The 17852-nt window shown below is 65.8% G+C and carries 15 protein-coding genes and 1 other RNA gene; 5 read left to right on the forward strand and 11 right to left on the reverse strand.

Going from position 1 to position 17852, the window contains the following annotated elements:
- Nucleotides 1-45 precede the first annotated feature (45 nt).
- The 8 genes from mraY to rnpB all read right to left on the reverse strand — a co-directional run bounded on the left by mraY (nucleotide 46) and on the right by rnpB (nucleotide 8370).
- Nucleotides 46-1131, reverse strand: coding sequence for a phospho-N-acetylmuramoyl-pentapeptide-transferase (gene mraY, locus G513_RS0107385; RefSeq protein ID WP_022976186.1), 1086 nt, complete (start codon nucleotides 1129-1131; stop codon nucleotides 46-48).
- Nucleotides 1131-2519 (reverse strand): UDP-N-acetylmuramoyl-tripeptide--D-alanyl-D-alanine ligase, encoded by a 1389-nt coding sequence (locus G513_RS0107390; protein ID WP_022976187.1) that lies wholly within the window; start codon nucleotides 2517-2519, stop codon nucleotides 1131-1133. Before G513_RS0107390 ends, mraY begins: the two co-directional genes overlap by 1 nt.
- Nucleotides 2516-4018 (reverse strand): UDP-N-acetylmuramoyl-L-alanyl-D-glutamate--2,6-diaminopimelate ligase, encoded by a 1503-nt coding sequence (locus G513_RS0107395; RefSeq protein WP_022976188.1) that lies wholly within the window; start codon nucleotides 4016-4018, stop codon nucleotides 2516-2518. Before G513_RS0107395 ends, G513_RS0107390 begins: the two co-directional genes overlap by 4 nt.
- On the reverse strand, nucleotides 4015-5781 hold the full coding sequence (locus G513_RS21910; RefSeq protein ID WP_169560559.1) for a peptidoglycan D,D-transpeptidase FtsI family protein: 1767 nt from the start codon (nucleotides 5779-5781) through the stop codon (nucleotides 4015-4017). Before G513_RS21910 ends, G513_RS0107395 begins: the two co-directional genes overlap by 4 nt.
- Before the next feature lie 8 nt (nucleotides 5782-5789).
- Nucleotides 5790-6173 (reverse strand): cell division protein FtsL, encoded by a 384-nt coding sequence (gene ftsL / locus G513_RS21915; protein WP_022976190.1) that lies wholly within the window; start codon nucleotides 6171-6173, stop codon nucleotides 5790-5792.
- Nucleotides 6170-7105, reverse strand: coding sequence for a 16S rRNA (cytosine(1402)-N(4))-methyltransferase RsmH (gene rsmH / locus G513_RS0107410; RefSeq protein ID WP_022976191.1), 936 nt, complete (start codon nucleotides 7103-7105; stop codon nucleotides 6170-6172). Before rsmH ends, ftsL begins: the two co-directional genes overlap by 4 nt.
- Nucleotides 7106-7162: 57 nt before the next feature.
- Nucleotides 7163-7594: a division/cell wall cluster transcriptional repressor MraZ gene (gene mraZ / locus G513_RS21920; RefSeq protein WP_022976192.1), complete on the reverse strand. Its 432-nt coding sequence runs from the start codon at nucleotides 7592-7594 to the stop codon at nucleotides 7163-7165.
- Nucleotides 7595-7956: 362 nt separating this feature from the next.
- Nucleotides 7957-8370: RNase P RNA component class A (gene rnpB, locus G513_RS24910), an RNA gene on the reverse strand.
- Between the two features lie 71 nt (nucleotides 8371-8441).
- Between rnpB and G513_RS0107420 the strand changes: the two genes are divergently transcribed.
- The 3 genes from G513_RS0107420 (at nucleotide 8442) to G513_RS24780 (ending at nucleotide 13976) form a co-directional block, all read left to right on the forward strand.
- Complete coding sequence (locus tag G513_RS0107420; protein WP_022976193.1) at nucleotides 8442-9374, forward strand: MBL fold metallo-hydrolase; 933 nt, start codon at nucleotides 8442-8444, stop codon at nucleotides 9372-9374.
- Entirely contained in the window at nucleotides 9374-10135 is a 762-nt protein-coding gene (locus tag G513_RS0107425) for an ABC transporter substrate-binding protein (RefSeq protein WP_022976194.1), read from the forward strand. Before G513_RS0107420 ends, G513_RS0107425 begins: the two co-directional genes overlap by 1 nt.
- A gap of 157 nt (nucleotides 10136-10292) precedes the next feature.
- Nucleotides 10293-13976 carry a choice-of-anchor D domain-containing protein gene (locus G513_RS24780; RefSeq protein WP_022976195.1) on the forward strand — a complete coding sequence of 1228 codons (3684 nt, stop codon included), beginning with the start codon at nucleotides 10293-10295 and terminating at the stop codon, nucleotides 13974-13976.
- Nucleotides 13977-14042: 66 nt separating this feature from the next.
- Here the strand turns inward: G513_RS24780 and argB are convergent, their stop codons facing one another.
- Genes argB through coaBC form a run of 3 tightly spaced genes read right to left on the reverse strand, consistent with a single transcriptional unit; the run spans nucleotide 14043 to nucleotide 16678 of the window.
- Nucleotides 14043-14906 (reverse strand): acetylglutamate kinase, encoded by an 864-nt coding sequence (gene argB, locus G513_RS0107435; protein WP_022976196.1) that lies wholly within the window; start codon nucleotides 14904-14906, stop codon nucleotides 14043-14045.
- Between the two features lie 21 nt (nucleotides 14907-14927).
- Entirely contained in the window at nucleotides 14928-15389 is a 462-nt protein-coding gene (gene dut / locus G513_RS0107440; RefSeq protein ID WP_022976197.1) for a dUTP diphosphatase, read from the reverse strand.
- Nucleotides 15386-16678 (reverse strand): bifunctional phosphopantothenoylcysteine decarboxylase/phosphopantothenate--cysteine ligase CoaBC, encoded by a 1293-nt coding sequence (coaBC, locus tag G513_RS0107445; RefSeq protein WP_022976198.1) that lies wholly within the window; start codon nucleotides 16676-16678, stop codon nucleotides 15386-15388. The genes dut and coaBC overlap by 4 nt, the downstream gene beginning before the upstream one ends.
- A 133-nt stretch (nucleotides 16679-16811) precedes the next feature.
- Between coaBC and radC the strand changes: the two genes are divergently transcribed.
- Both radC and rpmB read left to right on the forward strand, forming a co-directional pair.
- Nucleotides 16812-17486: a RadC family protein gene (gene radC / locus G513_RS0107450; protein ID WP_028475255.1), complete on the forward strand. Its 675-nt coding sequence runs from the start codon at nucleotides 16812-16814 to the stop codon at nucleotides 17484-17486.
- 128 nt (nucleotides 17487-17614) lie between these two features.
- On the forward strand, nucleotides 17615-17851 hold the full coding sequence (gene rpmB, locus G513_RS0107455) for a 50S ribosomal protein L28 (protein ID WP_022976200.1): 237 nt from the start codon (nucleotides 17615-17617) through the stop codon (nucleotides 17849-17851).
- The last annotated feature ends 1 nt before the right edge of the window (nucleotide 17852 follow it).

Raw genomic sequence — 17852 nt, forward strand, 5'->3', positions numbered from 1 at the left:
CGCGCTGCGCTGATTCCCGCACCCACGCTTCGCGGAACCGTGTCATCAGCGCACCTTCAGAGTAGACAGGCCGATCAGCACCAGAATCAGCGTGATGATCCAGAAGCGGACGATGATCTTCGGCTCGGGCCAGCCCTTCAGCTCGAAGTGGTGGTGCAGCGGCGCCATCCGGAAGATGCGTTTGCCGCCGGAGTACTTGAAGTACAGCACCTGGATCGCGACCGACAAGGTCTCGGCGACGAACACGCCGCCCATGATCGCCAGCACGATTTCCTGCCGCACCAGCACCGCGACCACGCCGAGTGCTGCACCGAGCGCCAGCGCGCCGACATCGCCCATGAATACTTCGGCCGGATAGGCGTTGAACCACAGGAAACCCAGGCCGGCACCGGCGATCGCGGTGCAGAACACCGCCAGTTCGCCGACGCCCTGGATATATGGAATGCCGAGGTAGGCGGCGATCTTGACGTTGCCGGTGGAGTACGCGAACACCGCGAGTGCGGAGGCGACCAGCACGGTCGGCATGATCGCCAGACCATCGAGGCCATCGGTCAGGTTCACCGCGTTCGATGAGCCGACGATGACCAGATAGGTCCAGGGAATGAAGAACAGGCCGAGCGGAATGGTCACGTCCTTGACGAACGGCACGATCAGGCTGGTTTCGATCGGTGTCTTCGCCGTCAGGTAGATCGCCACTGCGGTGCCGAAGCCCGCCAGCGACAGCCAGAAATATTTCTTCCGCGCGACCAGGCCCTTGGTGTTCTTGCGGGTGATCTTCAGGTAGTCGTCGGCGAAACCGACCGCGCCGAAAGCCAAGGTCACGATCAGCGCGAACCAGATGAAGCGATTGCTCAGATCGGCCCACAGCAAGGTCGCGATGGCGATGCCGGCGATGATCATCGAGCCGCCCATGGTCGGCGTGCCGGTCTTCTTCAGATGCGATTGCGGGCCGTCGGTACGAATCACCTGGCCGAACTTCAGCACCTGCAGGCGGCGGATGATTGCCGGACCGGTGACGAAGCAGAACAGCAGCGCGGTCAGCACGCCGAGGATGGCGCGGAAGGTCAGATAGCCGAACAGGTTGAAGCCGCTGACGTAATGCTCAAGATGATGGAAGAGCGCGTACAGCATCAGTGCGCTGCCTCGGTCTTGGCGCCGGTCAGCGCGGCCACCACTCGTTCCATGCGCGCGCCGCGCGAACCCTTCACCAGCACCGTCACGCCCTCTGCAAGTTGATCCTTGAGCGCTGCGACGAGATCGTCGAGCTCCTCGTAACTGTCTGCGGTATCGCCGTAGCCGTCGGCGGCATGGCCGGCCATCTCGCCGAGCGTGTACAGACGATCGATGCCCAGCGAACGCGCGGCGCGGCCGGCATCTTCGTGAATGCTGGCGGCATCCGGCCCCAGTTCGCGCATTTCGCCAAGCACCAGCCAGCGCTCACCCGGCAGGCTGGCGAGCAGATCCAGCGCGGCGCGCAAGGACGTGGGATTGGCGTTGTAGCTGTCGTCGAGCACCCGCGCACCTTCGCGCGTGGTCTTCCAGTTCAGGCGCCCGGCCACTGGCTCGACATTGGCCAGACCTTTGGCGATCTGCTCGATGCCGAGATTCAGCGCGATGCCGACCGCCGCCGCCGACAGCGCGTTCTGCACGTTGTGCAATCCCGGCAGCGCCAGTTCGATACGGGCGCCGCCGACCGGTGCGACCAGGGTGAACGCCGTCGCTTCCGGCGCGTGCTCGGGCACGCCGACCAGATCTTCGGCACGCACGTCGGCAGTCTCGGCCAAGCCGAAGCTCAGCACCGCGGCATCACCGGCAAGCTGCCGCCACAAGGGCGCGTAGGGATCGTCGGCATTGATGATCGCGACACCACCTGAAGCCTGATTCGCGATCGCTGCGAACAGCTCACCCTTGGCATGGGCAACGCCTTCACGCGAACCGAAACCTTCGAGATGGGCATCGCCGGCCTGGGTGACGATGCCGATCTGTGGCTGCGCCAACCTGGCCAGCAGCGCGATCTCGCCCGGGCCGCTGGCGCCCATCTCGATCACCGCCGTGCGGTGCTCGGCGCGCAGGGTCAGCAGGGTCAGCGGCACGCCGATGTGATTGTTCAGATTGCCGACCGTGGCCAGCACCGGGCCGCGTGCGGCCACCACGGCGGCAACCATCTGTTTGGTCGTGGTCTTGCCGGTAGAGCCGGTGATGCCGATCACCGGAAGGTCGAAATCCTGACGCCAGCTCTGTGCGTAGCGCTGCAGACCATCCAAGGTGTCGGCGACCAGAATCTGCGAACCGCCGCCGTCGACGATCCGCGACACCAGTGCGCCGACCGCGCCGAGGCTCATCGCCCGGGCAACGTAGTCATGGCCATCGAAACGATCGCCCTTCAAGGCGACGAACAGATCGCCCGGCTGCAGCTGACGGGTGTCGGTGATCACGCGTGAGAACACGGCATCGGTGCCATGCAGGCTGGCACCGATGCGGCGAGCGACATCGCTCAGGCGTTCCATGGTGTCGCTCATGTGCGCACCGCCAGACCGAGCGCTTGCGCAACGTAGGCGCGATCCGAGAACGAGCGCCGCTCGGCGCCGTACAGCTGGTAGTCCTCGTGGCCCTTGCCGGCAACCAGCACGACATCGTCGCTGCCTGCTTCGGCAATCGCGGCGCGAATCGCTTCGGCGCGATCGTGGATCACGCGAACCGTTTTGCCTTGCGGCAGGCCGGCGACGATGTCGGCGGCAATCGCAGCAGGTGATTCGGAGCGCGGGTTGTCGTCGGTGACGATGGCGACATCGGCACCGTTGACGGCTGCCGCACCCATCAACGGCCGCTTGCCGCGATCACGATCGCCGCCGCAGCCGAACACGCAAACCAGCTTCCCAGCGGTGTGGGCGCGAACGGCGCGCAGCACCGCATCGAGCGCCTGCGGCGTGTGCGCGTAATCGACGACCACCAGCGGGCCGTGTTCGGCACGGAAGGCTTCGATGCGGCCGGGCACGGTCTGCGACTCGGCCAGCGCTGAGACGGCATCAGCGAGCGCAATGCCTTTGACCAGCAGCACCGCGAGTGCGGCAAGCAGGTTGTGGGCGTTGAAGCGGCCGAGCAGGCGGCAGTCCAGTTGAGCGCCGCCCCAGCTGCTGTCGATCTGCATCGTCAGGCCGGCGGCATGCAGGCGCAGCGTGCGGCCGATCAGGTATTGCCCGCTGGCCGGGACTGCACCATCGAGACCATAGACGACGACCGGCGTGCGGCCTTCGGCGAGCAGTTCATCGGCCCAGCGCGCGCCGTGGACGTCGTCGCGATTCAGCACGGCAGCCGCAAGGCCATCGCTCGCGAACAGGCGGCGCTTGGCAGCCGCGTAATGCTCGACCGTGCCGTGATAGTCGAGATGATCGCGGCCGACATTGGTCAGCACGGCGACATCGAAAGCAACGCCGCCGACGCGTGCCTGATCGAGCGCATGGGACGACACTTCCATCGCACAGGCTTGCGCGCCGGCGTCGCGGCTGTCGGCAAGCAGGGCTTGCAGGCGCACCGGATCCGGCGTGGTGTGCGAAGCATCGGCAAGCCGACCGAGCCGGCCGTAACCGAGCGTGCCGAAGTAGGCGCAAGGCACGTCGAGGCGATCCAGCGCCTGAGCGATCAGGTGCGCGGTGGAGGTCTTGCCATCGGTGCCGGTGATGCCGGCGGTGAACAGCGCGGCCGATGGCTGACGATACCAGCGCGCGGCGATCTCGCCGGCATGGCGGGACAGGTTCGGCACGGCAATCGTCGGCACCGGCAGCGCTGGCGCGGAGACACCCGCTGCCGACTCCCAGGCGATCGCCGTCGCGCCACGCTTCAGCGCCGCTTCGGCGTGCGCGAGGCCATGCGTGGCAGTGCCTTGCACGGCGAGAAACAGTGCGCCGGGCTGGAGCTGACGGCTGTCGAGCGCCAGGCCGGTGACGGCGAGTTCCGGGATGTCGCTGGCATAGCCATCGAGCAGCGTCCGCAGGCTGCGAGTTGCGAGTGCGGCGTTCACGGCTGCGCCCTCGCGATCGGCATGCCGATGTCGACTCGCTGCGTCGGCACCGGCGGGATCACCGGCGTCGGCTCCGGCAGCGGCGGCAGCTCGTCCGGCTTGATCTGCAGCAGACGTGCCGCGCCGGCCATCACATGACCGAACACCGGCGCCGATACCGCGCCGCCGTAGTAGTCGCCATTGCCTGGCTCGTCGATCATCACCAGCGCCACCAGGCTGGGATTCTCGGCCGGCATCATGCCGACGAACGTCGACTGGTAGGCGCCCTTGATGTAGCCGCCCTTGCCGTTCTTCTTGACCGTGCCGGTCTTGCCGGCAACGCGATAGCCGGCCACCGCGGCCTTGGTGCCGCTGCCGCCCTTGACGATGACGCCTTCGAGCAGGCCGCGAACCAGCTGCGCGGTATGCGCCGACACCACCCGCTGGGGCGGCACGGCGCTGTCGCGCTTCAAGATGCTGATCGCCGGCATCAGGCCATCGTTGGCCAGTGCGCAATAGGCACGCACCAGTTGCAGCGCGTTGGCGGTGAACGAATAGCCGTAGGACGCGGTGACCGTGTCCGAGGCGCGCCAGCGGTGATAGTCGCGCAGCACGGTGCGTTCTTCGCCGGGCAGGCCGGAGCCCACCTTGTCGCCGAAACCGAACTTCGTGTAGCCGTTCCAGATCGATTCGGTGCCCATCTTCTGACCGATGTGCACGGCGCCGACATTCGAGGACTTGGCCAGCAAGGTCGCCAGATCGACGACACCGGCGGCATGGACATCGCGCACGTTGACGTCAGCCACTTTCAGGAAGCCATTACCGGTATCGACGGTGTAGTCCGGGCGGATCGCGCCAGTCTCCAGCGCCTGGGCGATCAGCAGCGGCTTGACCGTCGAGCCCGGCTCGAAGGTCATCGCCACGGCGCGGTTGCGCATCGCCTCCGGATCGCGGACATCGGAGCGGTTAGGGTTGAAGCCCGGCTGGCTGGCCAGGGCCAGGATGTCGCCGCTGCGGGGATCGACCAGCACGATCAAGCCGCCCTTGGCGCGGTTCTCGGCCACCGCGGCCTTCAGCTCGCGATAGGCGAGGTACTGCAGGCGCAGATCGAGCGTCACTTCGACATCGTCACCGGGCTGGGCCGGGGTCAGCTCGGTGGGATCTTCGACAATGCGTTTCTTGTTGTCGCGGATCACCCGTCGCTTGCCCGGCATGCCGGCCAGACGCTCGTCGGCGCTGCGTTCCACACCGGTGGCGGCATTGCCTTCGAAATCGAGAAAGCCGACCACATGAGCGGCGACTTCACCGGCCGGATAGAAGCGCCGGTAGTTCGGCTCGACACCGATGCCCGGCACCTTCAGCGCCGCGATCTGCACGCCCTCTTCCGGCGTCAGGTAATGCTTGAGATAGATCTGCCCCTGCTTGCGCAGTTTGGTCACGCGGGTGACCAGCGCCGCCGGGCTTTCCTGCAGCAGGCTGGCCAGCGCTGCGTGAGTGCCGGTTGCCGCCAGCAGCTTTTCCGGCTCGGCAGTGATCGACACCACCGGCGCCGACAAAGCCAGCGGCTCGCCGTTGCGATCGCGCACGGCACCGCGATGGGCGCGCATCTGCTGCATGCGCACGTACTGGTTGTCGCCCTTCTTGCTGTAGGCGTCGTTGCTGAGAATCTGCAGCTGGAAGGCGCGCGCGGTAATCGCCAGCGCGAACACGCCGAGCACGCCGAGCACCGCCACTCGGCGCCAGCCGCCCGGCGCATCGGGCAAGGAGCGCTGGGCTGGATTCACCGGCCGCTTCATGGCGTGCCACCCGGCGCCGACCCGGGATCGGTAACGTCGGAAATGGCGGCGGCCGCCGGTGCAACTGGCCGGCCCTCGTAGTTCTGAGTCTCGATGATCTGATACGCCGAAGGCTCGACCAGACTGAACTGCGCGCGGGCGATCGGCTCGACTCGCGCCTGCTGCGCGAGCGTGGCTTCCTCGAGCTGCAGCTGGGTCCACTCAAGATCGAGCGTTTCGTTTTCAACCCGCAGCGCTTCGGCCTTGACCGTCAGCCGGCGATGCTCGTTCTTGATCTGGACCACGGCGAGCGCGGTGACCACCACGAACAGGCCGAGCGTGATCGGCACCAGCGTGCCGCCGGCACGGACCTTGTTGCCGCCGCGTGGCGTGGCGCTCACTGAACCACTCCGGCCGTGCGTTCGGCCACTCTCAGTACTGCCGAACGGGCGCGCGGATTGGCATCGGTCTCCGCCTCTGTCGGAAAGCGGCGTTCGACGCGCTTCAACTGCGGCGCGCCATCGCTGTTCAGGCGCTGGCCGGTCAGCACGTCGCGCTCGGTACCCTCGGCATCGCGGAGAAAGCGCTTGACGATGCGATCTTCCAGCGAGTGGAAGCTGATCACCGCCAGCCGGCCGCCCGGCGCCAGCAGGGCCGGTGCCGCCGCCAGCACGCTTTCCAGCGCCGACAGCTCGCCGTTGACGTAGATGCGCAGCGCCTGGAAGGCGCGCGTGGCTGGATGGATCTTGAACGAGCGCGGACCAGGCACGCTGGCGATCAGCGCGGCGAGCTGCGCGGTGGTCTTCAGTGGTGCGGCGACACGAGACTCGACGATCTTCTTCGCGATCCTTCGGCTGTTGCGTTCCTCGCCGAGCGTGTAGAGCACGTCGGCGATCTCGGCCTCATCGGCGCGCGCCAGCCAGTCGGCCGCCGACACGCCTGACGAGGGATCCATGCGCATGTCGAGCGGGCCGTCGTTCTGGAAGCTGAAGCCCCGCGAGGCATCGTCGAACTGCGGGCTGGAAACGCCGAGGTCGAGCAGGATGCCGTCGATGTGACCCGCGATGCCGGCTTCCAGCGCGACGCGGCCCAGGTCGGCGAAGTTGGCGGCATGGAAATGGAAATTGGTCTTGCCGGTGAAGACCTTCCAGGCGTGCTGGCCGGCTTCGGGATCGCGATCCAGCGCATGCAGCGCGCCGGCACCGCTCAACTGTTCGAGGATCGCGCCGGAGTGGCCGCCGCGGCCGAAGGTGCCGTCCACATAAATACCGTCTGGTCGGATGGCGAGTCCGGCCAGGGCTTCATCAAGCAGGACTGGCCGGTGGGAGTACATCCGGCTAGTGATCCCTGTCGACGATCGGGCGAGCGATGCAGGAGGCACGAGGAGGCCTCATGGCACGGCCAGCGCCGCGAAGGCGTCGGCGTAGTGGATCTGGCCTTCGCTGTTGTTGGCCTGCCACTGGGCGTAGGACCACAGCTCGAAATGATCGTAGGCGCCAACCAGCACGACATCGGTACCGAGCGCCTTCATGTCGCGCAGCAGCGACGGCACGCTGATCCGGCCCTGGCCGTCGATCTCGGATTCGACCGCATTGCCGAGGAACAGGCGCTGCACCAGCACGCGCTTGGCGCGGTCGGCGATCTTCGGAATCTGTTCGGCCATCTTTCGGAACACCGGCGCCGGATAGATCTCGACGCATTCCGGGCCGAGAGTGACCGCGACGTTCTTGCCGAACTCCTCGCCGAGCTGGGTACGAAGGCGCGCGGGGATCGCGAGGCGCCCCTTGTCGTCAATCGTCAGTCGGTTGGATCCAGCAAACATGGCATTCAGCCCCACAATGGCGCGCAGGGAGCCCAAGTGTCACCACTTGTCCCCCGTTAAAACCACTATATGCCACCCCACACCACCCCGCAAGCGCAATTCCCGCTAAAAACCCAGCAGGGACAATGGCTTAACGGAGAATTAACGGGCTCATCTAAATCATGAAAAACAATGATTTAGCGGCACTAGCTCAAGTCGTTTCGGGTTTCCCCGCCCGGAAGGGTGGGCGAATGCAGCGGACGATCGGTAAACAATCGTGAACCGTTTGGGCATGCCCCGGCAGTGGCGCCTCCCGTTTGGAAGGGCGTTTGCCGCATCGAAAAAGCCCGCAGTGCTTTCACATTGCGGGCTCGTTTGAATCAAAGGGGAGTCGGCCGATAAGCCGGGTTCTGTCTACCGACGCCCCGCTTGCGCGCAACGCCGCCGAGACAACCATTCCTCTACGACGACGATCACTCGCCGTCTTCAGCAGCCTACCCGGAGAGCACGCGGGCCGCGTGTCGTGCCAATGGCATTGCTGCCAGACACCTCCCTCCCTATTTGGCCTTGCTCCATGTGGGGTTTGCCGTGCCGGTTCATTGCTGAACTCGCGGTGCGCTCTTACCGCACCATTTCACCCTTGCCTGTTCCGCACGCAAGCGTGCGTTCATCGGCGGTATCTTTCTGTTGCACTGTCCGTCGGCTTGCGCCGCCCAGCCGTTAGCTGGCACATCGCCCTGCGGAGCCCGGACTTTCCTCCCCTACCTTGCGGCAGCAGCGGTTGTCTGGCCGACTCCCGGGGCAGATTGTACGCGTTAAGCACCGCGCGCCCTCGCTATCATCCGCGTCCTTCTATCAGGCTTTTCTCATGCGCAAGTTGATGTTGCTGATCGTGCTCGCCGCTCTCGCTGCCTGGCGGCTCTGGCCGCTGCCGACCGCGGTGATTCCCGCAGGTACGGCGCTGCCGGAAGCGCAGGCACCAGCCGGCCTGCGCTTCGCGCTGATCAAGACCGGCGAAGCGACGACCCTGGAAGCGATGGTCGTTGCCGATGGCGGCCTGTTCCGGCCAACACAGATCGGCCATATCGCCGTACTCGTCGAGCATCCGCAGGGTCGCTTCCTGTTCGACGCCGGGCTCGGCACCCAGGTCGATCAGCAGTTCGGCGAGGAAATGTCGTTCTGGGCCAAGCCGATCTTCGCCTTCAGGCACGTCAACCCGGCGATCAACCAGTTGCAGGCTGCCGGCATCGAAGCACCGCCGCGCATCTTCCTGTCGCACGCACACTGGGATCACGCCAGCGCGCTCGGTGACTTTCCACAGGCCGAAATCTGGCTGCCGACGGCCGAGCGTGAAACCACGAAGCACGGCCATCCGCCGGCGTTCCTGCCCTCGCAGTTGAACCGTGCCGATACCCGCTGGCATCCGTTCAGCTTCGATGGCCCGGCCTACGCCGGCTTCGCGGCCAGTCTCGATCTGTTCGGCGATGGCAGCGCCGTGCTGCTGCCGCTGCCCGGTCACACCGCGGGTTCCACCGGCCTGCTGCTGAGCCTGGCCGATGGCCGCCGCTATTTCTTTGTCGGCGACACGGTCTGGAATCATCTCGGCATCGATCGGCCGGCAGCCAAGTTCAGCGTCTCCAGCCTGATCGTCGATGCCGATCGCGATGCCACCTGGCAGGCAGTGCTGAAGATCCGCGCGCTGCGCGACGCCAATCCGGGGCTGATCATCGTGCCGGCGCACGATTCCAGCGTTCACGATCAGCTCGGCTACTTCCCGCAGTTCATCGGCGGGGCTCCCTGATGCGCGTCTTTTCGCACACTTGCTCGAACACCGAAATCGTCAGCGCGCTCGGCGCCGCCAGTTGCCTGATCGGCTGCGATGACGATTCCGATTTTCCGGTCGACGTGGTCGCTGCGATTCCCAAGCTCGGCCGCGATCTCGATCTCCGCGTCGATGAAGTGATCGCGATGCGGCCCGATCTGGTGCTGACCTCGCTGACGGTGCCCGGCCACGAACGCATCGTCGATGCGATCGAAGCCGCCGGCATTCGCACCCTGGTCTGCGATCCGCTCAGCCTCGAAGACATCTACGGCGACATCACCCGGATTGCCGAAGCGCTCGGCATCTTTGAGCGCGGCGTGCAGCTGATCGCCGAGATGCGCGCGGCCATGCCGTCGCGAGCCAACAGGAACGGCCCGAAAGTGCTGATCGAATGGTGGCCGAAGCCGGTGATCACACCGACCCGGCAAGCCTGGGCGACCGACCTGATCGAACTCGCCGGCGGCCAGAACCCCTGGGCAGGCATCGACGCGAAAAGCACACCGCTGACCGACGAACAGGTGCTGGCCTCGCCGCCGGACGTGATCGCAATGAGCTGGTGCGGCGTCAAGGTCGCCAACTACCGCGCCGATGTCGTCAGCCGCCGTCCGGGTTGGGAGGCGGTGCCGGCGGTGCGCAATCAGCAGATCGTCGCGATCAGCGAGGAATTCCTCGGCCGCCCCGGGCCGCGGGTCGTCGAAGGCTATCGTCAACTACGTGCGGCGATCGAAGCGGCGAGCTAGCAGCGCTGCGGCTGTCATTTCTTCATCATCTTTTCGTCACCCCGCATCTCTAGTCTCCGAAAAGTCATAACGATGGCCGAAGCACGCTGCGACAGCAGCGAGGCTCAAGGCCCGACGACAGATCGACTTTTCTAGCTGGGCATCCTCGGGGAATTCCATGTCGCAAACGCGCGCTGTGCGTGCTGGTGCTGTGCTCGCTGTTCTGGCCGCCGTGCCTCTGGCCTACGCCGCCAGTTTCTCCATCACTGGCAGCGATACGTCTGCCAAGACGCTGGCGCCAGCGAGCGGAGGAACCGAGACCGGCACCGTGGCAAGCACCGGCAACCTCGCGATCTCCGGCAGCACGGTCGCGGTGACGGTGAACGGCGGCAGCGGCACCCGCACTGCGGTGATCGACAACAGCGGCGTGATTCGCCAGACCGGTACCGGCCGCGCAGTCAGAGCCAATTCGTCTGCCGTGGTTTTGAACATCACCAACCGCGCTGGCGCTAGCTTGTCGGCCGTCGGCGACGACGCCATCCAGATCTCCGCGAATGCCGCCGGCAGCAGCTTCACGCTGAACAACAGCGGCACGGTGATGTCGACCAACTCCCGCGCGGTGAACCTGCGCGACATCGGCGGCAGCAACAGCATCACCAACAATGCCGGCGGCGTGCTGCGCTCCACCGGCAACGATGCGATTCGCCCCGGCGTCAACGGCATCATCAACAACTCCGGCCTGATCGAAGCGGTGCCGGTGCTGGAAAGCGTCGCCGGTGGCGTGACCCAGGCGAGCAGCAACGACGGCATCCAGGCGGACCCTGACGGCACGGCCGTGGTCACCGGTGTGCAGGTGACCAATAACAATGGCGCGGCCATTTCCGGCCGACATGGCATCACCGGCGGTGCCACTACCAGCGCCAATTTCGCGATCACGGTGACCAACAACGTCGGCGGCACGATCACCGGCGTCAACGGCTCCGGCATCAACATCGACAACAACGGCGCCTTCCTCGGCAATGCCACGGTGATCAATAACGGCACCATCACTGGCAACTTCGATTCGACCAAGTACAACACCGGCGACGGTGATGGCGTCGATGTCGACGGCCTGCTCACGCTGACCAACAACGGCATCATTCGCGGCACCGGCGCGAGCGGCAACGGCTCCGATGGCGGCGGCAACAATCCGGAAGGCGTGTCGATCGGCGGCGGCATGATCGTCAACAACGCCGGCGCCGAAATCACCGGCCGGGAAACCACCGGCAGCGGCCGCAAGGGCCACGGCGTGCTGGTCGACAACTCCAGCGGCGGCAATGCCTTCAGTGCCACCACCGTCACCAACGGCGGCCTGATCCGTGGCTACGACAGCTACGCGATCCGCTTCATCGGCAGCTACGCCGACACCATCAGCAACAACGCGACCGGCGTCATACAGGGCGCCGGCAACGCCGCCGAAGGTGCCGCGATCCAGACCGGCGATGGCAACGACACCTTGACCAACCGCGGCACGATCCAGGGCGATAACGGCCTGGCGATCGACCTCGAAGCCGGCAACGACACGCTGCATCTGATCGGCGGCTCGATCATCGGCGATGTGTCCGGCGGCAGCGGCAGCAACACGCTCGATATCGATGGCAGCTTCACCTACGCCGGGATCCTGTCGAACTTCACCAGCGTCGAGATCAAGAGCGGCATCGTCAGCCTGTCCGGCGCCAGCACCTACGCTGGCAACACCACAGTGAGCGGCGGCAGCCTTTACGCGAACAACGTCAGCGGCAGTGCGACTGGCACCGGCGCGGTCACGGTCAAGAGCGGCGCGGTGCTGGGCGGCAGCGGCACGGTCGGCAACGTCGTCGCCGAAACCGGCAGCACGATTGCGCCGGGCAAGGCGATCACTCCCGGCAACCTCGGATCGCTTTCGATCAGCGGCAATCTGGCGATCACTGGCGGCAGCCGGTTCTCGTTCGAACTGGGCAGCAGCGCCGACCGCCTCAACATCAGCGGCACACTGAACTTCAGTGGCGGTGGCGCGGCGGTGATCGACATCGTCGACGCCGGTCTGGTCGCCGGCACCGATTACACGCTGATCAATTACGGCAGCGCCAACGGCTTCCTCGCCGCCAACGCCGCGCTCGGCGGCTTGCCGCCCGGACTGGAAGCAACCCTCGAAGTGACGCCGACTGCGCTGATCCTGCGCACCGCCGCGAAGATCGACGCCAGCCCGACGTCCTTGAGCTTCGCCGAACGCCTGGTCAACACCAGCAGCGACGAGCAGACCGTCACCGTGACCAATACCGGCACAGTGACCTTGAACGTCGGCACGCCGACGATCACCGGCAGCAATGCGGCCGACTTCCTGCTCGGCAGCAATACCTGCAGCAGCGGCCTGGCCCCGAACGCCAGCTGCCTGATCGGCGTCAGCTTCAAGCCAGCGGCGGCCGGCGGCCGCAGTGCGGCGCTGCAGATTCCGTCGAACAGCGCCGACCTGGTCAGCGTCAATCTGTCCGGTACCGGCGTCGCGGCGATCTACAGCCTGTCGGTGAGCCCGGCATCGATCGACTTCGGCAATCAGCCGGTCGGTAGCCCCAGCGCCGCGCAGAGCCTGAGCTTCAGCAACGACGGCAACGTCGCGATCACCATCACCGGCTTCAATGCCGGCGGCAATCAGCCGACCGAGTTCGCGATCGGCAACGACAACTGCAGCGGCCGTCTGCTGGCCGTGCAGGAAAGCTGCACCACGAGCTTCAGCTTCACACCGGCACGCTCGGGCAGCCGCAGCGCCAGCCTGAGCGTCAACAGCTCGCCGGCGCAGAGTGGCGCAGCGGCTCGGTTCACCCTGCAGGGCATCGGCACCGAAGCCAGCGCCTCGCTGAATCCGGCCAGCTTGAACTTCGCGGCACAGGCCGTCGGCAGCTACAGCCTGGCGCAGAGTGTCAGCTTGGCGAATACCGGCAACGCCGCGCTGACCATCAGCGGCATCGCGGCCACCGGCGATTTCATGCAGACCAGCCACTGCGGCCTGGTGCTGGCAGCGGGCTCGAGCTGCACGATCGACGTGAGCTTCGCGCCGACCGCAACCGGTTCGCGCAGCGGGACCTTGAGCGTTTCCAGCAGCGCCGCGAGCAGCCCGACCCTGGCCAGCCTGAGCGGCACGGGCGGCACCGCGAGCAACAAGCCGATGCGACTGGCACTGGCCGCCGCCAGCATCAACGTCAAGGAAGGCGCTGGCAGCGCCGTGTTCGAGGTCAACCGCTCGGGCAGCTTTGATGGCGCAGTCAGCGTCCGCTACGCGACGGCCGATGGCAGCGCCATCGCCGGTCAGGACTACACCGCAGCCTCCGGCACGCTGAGCTGGGCACCGGGCGACTCCGCAGCGAAGACGATCACCGTGCCGCTGATCGACGATCAGAACGTCGAAGACAAGGAGAGCTTCACGCTGAGCTTGTCGGCACCCACCGGCAACGCCATCCTCGGCCGCGCATCGAGCACCGCCAACATCGTCGACGACGACAAGGCCGGCGCATTGGCGTTCAGCGCTTCCGCGGTCAGCGTCGATGAGAATGCCGGCACCTTGACCGTCACCGTACAGCGCAGCGGCGGCCAGGCAGGCGCCGTCGGCATTCATTACGTGACCGTCAACGGCAGCGCGCTGGCCGGTGCCGATTACGCGGCCACTGCTGGCGATCTGAGCTGGAGCGCAGGCGATGCTGCCGACAAGACTTTCACGATCCCGATCGTCTGGGACAGCCTTGCCGAGCGCAGCGAGAACTTCCGCATCGAGCTGTCGGCACCGACCGGTGGCGTCAAGCTGAACAATCCGAAGGTCCAGCGGGTGACGATCGTCAACGTACCGCGCTGATCCCGGTCTGGAGCAACACTGACCCGGCCCTCCAGCTCGTCGATGACGCGCTGGAGGGCTTTTTGTTCAGCCGCGAATCAGCGTGCCGATGCCTTCGTCGGTGAACAGTTCGAGCAGCACCGCATGCTCGAGCCGGCCGTCGATGATCACCGCGTTCTTGACGCCGCTGGTCACTGCATCGAGCGCGCAGGCGATCTTCGGCAGCATGCCGCCGTAGATCGTGCCGTCGGCGATCAGCGCATTGACCTGAGCCACCGTGAGGCCGGTCAGCACCTTGCCCTGCTTGTCCATCAGACCGCTGACATTGGTCAGCAGCATCAGCTTCTCGGCCTTCAGCACTGAGGACAGCTTGCCGGCGACCAGATCGGCATTGATGTTGTAAGCCTCGCCCTTGGCGCCAACGCCGACCGGTGCGATCACGGGAATGAAGCCGCCGGCTTCAAGGTGATCGACGACTCGCGGATCAATCGCTTCGACTTCGCCGACCTGGCCGATGTCGCCGCCTTTGACCAGCATCTTCCTGGCGCGGATCAGGCCGCCGTCCTTGCCGGTGAGACCAACCGCGCGGCCGCCCTGCTGGTTGATCGCGTTGACCACGGCCTTGTTGACCAGGCCGCCGAGCATCATCTCGACGACGTCCATGGTTTCGGCATCGGTCACCCGCATGCCGTCGATGAACTCGCTCTTCTTGCCGAGCTTTTCCAGGTGCTTGCCGATCTGCGGCCCGCCACCGTGGACGACGACCGGGTTCATGCCGACCGCCTTCATCAGCACGATGTCACGGGCGAACGATTCGATCATGTCGTCGTCGCCCATCGCATTGCCGCCGTACTTGACGACGATGGTCTTGCCGGCGAACCGGCGGATGTACGGCAGCGCCTCGGTCAGAACCTGGGCGATGGTCGAAGGGTTGGCTTTGTCGGCAATCATGGAATCAGTGAACGGTGGAAATCAGTGTCTGCCGGTGTGGCCGAAGCCGCCGGCGCCGCGCTCGCTGCTGCCGAATTCCGACACCAGCTCGAACTCCGCTCGCACCACCGGCACGATGACCAGCTGGGCGATGCGCTCGCCGGGCTCGATGACGAACAGGGTCTGGCCGCGGTTCCAGCAGCTGACCATCAGTTCGCCCTGGTAATCCGAGTCGATCAGACCGACGAGGTTGCCGAGCACGATGCCGTGCTTGTGGCCGAGGCCGGAGCGCGGAAGGATCACCGCGGCCAGGCCCGGGTCTTCGATATGAATGGCGAGGCCGGTGCGGATCAGACTGGTCGCACCCGGCGCCAGGCTCAGCGGCTCATCGAGCAGCGCACGCAGGTCCAGGCCGGCGGAGCCGCCGGTTGCGTAGGCCGGCAGCGGCAGGTCGCGGCCGACACGGGGGTCGAGAATCTTCAGCTGGATCGCCTTGCTGCTCATTTCGCTTTGCGCGCCTTGGTGGAGGATGCCGCTGTGTTGCATGCTGCCGCGTAGCGCTCGGCGATCAGGCCGGCGAGTTGCCCGGCGACCTCGCGCTTGTCGGCCGGGCCGATCGCCAGTTCGCCATCGGCCCAGTAGACGGTCAGCGCATTGTCATCGCGATCGAAGGCGCGGCCGTTGCCGACCCAGTTCGCCGCGATCAGATTCAGTTTCTTGCGCGCCAGCTTGCCCTTGGCATGTTCGGCAAGCTTCTCGGTCTCGGCCGCGAAGCCGACGATGAACAGCTGCGGCTGCAGCGAGCGCACCTCGCTGAGGATGTCGGCGTTCTTGGTCAGCTCGAGTTCCAGTGTTTCGGTCTTCTTCTTGATCTTCTGGCCGGCAACTTCCACGCAGCGGTAATCGGCAACCGCGGCGGTGCCGACCAGGATGTCCGCCGTCGCACAGGCGGCGACCGTCGCATCGAGCATGTCCTGCGCGGTTTCGCAGTCGATGCGCTGGACGCCCGCGGGCGTCTCCAGATTCACCGGGCCGCTGACCAAGGTCACCTCGGCGCCGAGCGCACGCAGCGCTTCGGCAACGGCATAGCCCTGTTTGCCGGATGAGCGATTGGTGATGAAGCGCACCGGATCGATCGGCTCGCGCGTCGGGCCAGCAGTGACCACGGCGCGGCGGCCGCTGAGTGGGCCGTCCAAGGCCTTGGCCGCGCTGCCCGAAGCCAACGCGGCCAGTACCACGGCCGCCACGTCTTCCGGCTCGGCCACGCGGCCTTCGCCGACTTCGCCGCAGGCCTGCGCACCGCTGCCGGGACCGATGACCTTGAAGCCGCGGCTGCGCAAGGTGCTCATGTTTGCCTGCGTCGCGGCATTCGCCCACATCAGGCGATTCATTGCGGGAGCGACAAAAATCGGCTTGTCGGTGGCCAGCACCAAGGTGGTCAGCAGATCGTCGGCAAAGCCGTGCGCGATCTTGGCCAGCGTGTTCGCGGTGGCCGGGGCGATGACGATGGCGTCCGGCCAGCGGGCCAACTCGATATGGCCCATCGCCGCTTCAGCCGCTTCATCCCACAGCGAGCTGCGCACCGGCTTGCCGGTCAGCGCCTGGAAGGTCTGGGCGCCGATGAAGCGCAGGGCGGAATCGGTCATCACCACCTGCACTTCGCAGCCGGCCTTGATAAAGCGGCGGGCCAGCTCGGCGGACTTGTAGGCGGCGATGCCGCCGCACAGCGCCAGCAGGATGCGCCGGCCGGGAACTGGCCCGTGATTCGGATCGGAATTCGAAGATGAGCGCATTGAGTTCGGACCGGACGCGAAACGGGAGCGATGCAGCGAGAGAGGCTGTGACTTGGCGCGCGGAATTGTAGCCGCTGGCCGCGCTAGCCTTCGGCGATCGCCGTCCGCGATCAATAAATGTGGAGCAATGGACATGTCGATCACCGACTGGCCCGAAGACGAGCGGCCGCGCGAGAAGTTGCTGCGGCATGGCGCCACCGTGCTGTCCGATGCCGAACTGCTGGCGATCTTCCTGCGCACCGGGGTCGTCGGCCGCAGTGCTGTCGATCTGGCGCGCGATCTGTTGATCCGCTTCGGCAGCCTGCGCGGCTTGCTGAAAGCCAGCCGCGAGGATTTCTGCGCGGCGCATGGGCTGGGCGATGCCAAGTACGCGCAGTTGCAGGCGGTGATGGAGATCGCTCGCCGTCATCTCGCCGAGGCGATGAACGAGCGCACGTCGCTGCCGAACCCGGCCGCCACGCGCGATTTCCTGCGCCTGAAGCTGCGCGATCTCGACCATGAAGTGTTCTGCGCGCTGTTTCTCGACAGCCAGAATCAGGTGCTCGGTTTCGAGACCTTGTCGATCGGCACGATCAACGCGGCGGATGTCTATCCGCGTGAAGTATTGAAGAAAGCGCTGCGGGCGCAGGCGGCGGCAGTGATCTTCGCGCACAACCACCCGTCCGGGATCGCCGAACCGAGCCTTGCCGACCGCACGCTGACCAACCGCCTGCGTGATGCACTGGCCTTGATCGACGTCCGCGTGCTCGATCATTTCGTCGTTGGCGAGGGACAACCGGTATCCTTCGCCGAACGTGGCTGGCTCTGACGTCCGAATAACAAGCCCAGTTGCGACATTCAGGAAGTTTTTATGCTGTCAGCACTTGCCGGAGCAAGGTCGTGCTGGTACATTTCGCGTCCTTTTTCGCGGTACCTCCCCAGTTTCGAGGTTGTGTCATGTCCAGAGTCTGCCAAGTCACCGGCAAGAAGCCGATCGTGGGTAACACGGTCTCGCACGCGAACAACAAGCGTCGCCGTCGCTTCCTGCCCAATCTGCATACCCATCGTTTCTGGTTCGAAGCCGAGAAGCGGTTTGTGAGCCTGCGCGTGTCCGCCAACGGCATGCGCATCATTGACAAGAAGGGCTTGGAGGCGATCATCGTCGACCTCCGCTCGCGCGGCGAGAAGGTGTAAG

It is taken from the genome of Nevskia ramosa DSM 11499 (assembly GCF_000420645.1).
GTDB lineage: Bacteria > Pseudomonadota > Gammaproteobacteria > Nevskiales > Nevskiaceae > Nevskia > Nevskia ramosa.